Source organism: Undibacterium sp. RuRC25W, assembly GCF_049339825.1.
Classification (GTDB): domain Bacteria; phylum Pseudomonadota; class Gammaproteobacteria; order Burkholderiales; family Burkholderiaceae_D; genus Undibacterium.
Window position 1 is genome coordinate 1 of sequence record NZ_JBMPPD010000069.1, and the last position, 1,942, is coordinate 1,942.

1 protein-coding gene is annotated in these 1,942 nt (G+C 43.6%); it reads left to right on the top strand.

All coding sequences use genetic code 11. From position 1 onward, the window contains the following. The first annotated feature begins 352 nt into the window (after positions 1-352). Entirely contained in the window at positions 353-1,534 is a 1,182-nt protein-coding gene (pobA, locus tag ACO0KV_RS18300) for a 4-hydroxybenzoate 3-monooxygenase (protein WP_423044581.1), read from the top strand. Positions 1,535-1,942: the final 408 nt, after the last annotated feature.

Consider the following 1,942-nt stretch of genomic DNA (forward strand, 5'->3'; position numbering starts at 1 on the left):
CACGGCAGCATTCGACATTAGGTTACCGCTCTCCCGTTCAATATCTGGAAGACTGGATGAAGAAACAAAATCAAGAGAATCTCGCTGCATGACATTCACCTGATGGTGAACTAATTATCGAGGGAAGGTTAGTCAGGCGTCGGCCAAAGCTCCTTTTCGCCGTAAAGGTTATAGACTGGGACGTTCTTTTTATTATTCATAACATTCCGAAAAATTCATCATTAATCTCATGTTCAACTAGATCATCAAGAATACGCTAAATGTACAATTTAAAAAATTAAAAGTCCATTTCTAAAAAATCATTTTCAAGTGAATATATTGCCTTATATAAAGACACTTAGGAGATGAAAAAATGAAAACAAAAGTAGCGATTATCGGTGCAGGCCCATCCGGATTATTACTCGGACAGTTACTGCATTTGCAAGGAATAGACACCATAATTCTTGAAGCAAAATCACCTGAATATGTCCTCGGACGCATCCGTGCCGGTGTTTTGGAGCAGGGCTTCGTCGATTTACTCAGAGAGGCGAAAGCTGGTGAGCGCATGGATAGGGAAGGCCATGTTCATGAAGGCTTCAGTATATCCTTTGCAGGAAAACAGGAGCGCATAGATCTGAAGTCCTTGACCGGTGGAAAAAAGGTGATGGTATACGGGCAAACGGAAGTTACCCGAGATCTCATGGATGCCCGTGCTGCGTCTGGTGGCGTTACCATCTATGGAGCTGAAAATGTTGAATTACACGATTTATATTCTGACAGTCCCCGCGTCACTTTTCAGAAGGATGGCGACCTGATAGAAGTGGAATGCGATTATATCGCCGGCTGTGACGGCTTTCATGGTGTGTCACGCAAGTCAGCACCTAAAGATGAAATAAAAACCTTTGAACGGATTTATCCATTTGGATGGCTTGGTGTGCTTTCTAGGACACCGCCTGTCTCAGAGGAGCTGATCTACGCATGCCATGAACGTGGCTTTGCATTGTGTAGTATGCGTTCGGAAAGTCTCAGCCGGTATTATGTGCAATGCGCATTGGATGAAAATATTGATGAATGGTCCGATGAACGTTTTTGGAGCGAGCTCAAGGCGCGTCTACCAAAAGATGTGGCCGAGCGACTGGTCACCGGTCCATCAATCGAAAAGAGCATCGCTCCTCTACGAAGTTTTGTGACGGAACCAATGAAATTTGGACGAATGTTTCTAGTCGGAGATGCGGCTCATATTGTACCGCCGACTGGTGCTAAAGGACTGAACCTTGCATCAAGTGACGTCTATACGCTTTATCATGCATTACGCAAAACCTACAGCGAAGGTCGTGCCGATCTGCTCGAAAAATATTCAGAAATTTGTTTGCGCAGAATCTGGAAGGCAGAACGTTTTTCCTGGTGGATAACATCGGTTCTACACAAGTTCGATGGTGACCCATTCAGTGCGAGGATTCAGCAAGCCGAGCTGGCATATTACACCGGCTCGCTGGCAGGCCTCACAACTATCGCAGAAAACTATGTGGGGCTTCCCTACGAACCAGTAGAATAATCTAAAAAAACCGTTGATTTATGCACATTGAGGATGGATGAAACCGTCGGTTTTATCGCATTAACGGAATCCCTTTATTTTCAAAAGCCGCAGCAAGAGATAGATCTACCCTCGTTAATTTTTTGGCCCAATACTATTTCTTGCTCTCGATAACCTTGCCTCGCTCCTACTTTATCTTGCATAGACATCTGATGTGCAGCAGATACTCGCTTTATTCCAGATGAGCCTCGTTTATTAAAATCACATAATCCACTTACATCAACATTTATTTGATTTTTTAGTAGGGCGTGTTGACATATAAAAAGCTGTTAACTTTTCCCGAAGTGTGTTTACATTCTAGATTTTAAAGAATGAAACGATGCTGCGACTGATGTTGAGAGATGATCAATGGGAACGAATTGCGCCTTT

Coding starts and splice junctions, on each gene's coding strand:
- pobA (WP_423044581.1), top strand. CDS start 353: ATGAAAACAAAAGTAGCGATTATCGGTGCAGGCCCATCCGGATTATTA.